A 353-nucleotide genomic window follows, 5' to 3' on the forward strand; every position below is an offset into this window, starting at 1 on the left:
GCGCGGTCTCCCGGACCCCGATGCCCTGCGCTTTCAGGATCGCGATCTCTTCACGCTCGTGAAAGGACAGGTACCGGCCGGACTGCGGAGCAAGATCCATTGGTGGCATGCCGCCACCGTGGCGGAACCATCTTCCCCCCGCCGCTTGGGATACGCCGACCGAAGCTGCCGCCTCCTCCGGGAGCAGTCCCTTCGCGATCTCCCGCCAGAACTGACGCTCCACTTCCCGCCGTAGCGCCGGCGCACCTGGTGACTTCATCGGCGAACGCCCGGTCAACGCCGCCATCCACCCTGCTGGCCTGCCCATCAACACCTCCGAGGACGAGGTGTTGCAACGACCGGTTGAATCCGCC

At 66.9% G+C, this 353-nt stretch carries 1 protein-coding gene; it reads right to left on the reverse strand.

The features are described from left to right. The coding region (locus ADK54_RS47545; RefSeq protein WP_234392109.1) for a helix-turn-helix domain-containing protein at positions 1–286 on the reverse strand (286 nt) is incomplete at its 3' end. Positions 287–353 lie beyond the last annotated feature (67 nt).

The sequence above is a fragment of the Streptomyces sp. WM6378 genome (assembly GCF_001279695.1).
Lineage (GTDB): Bacteria > Actinomycetota > Actinomycetes > Streptomycetales > Streptomycetaceae > Streptomyces.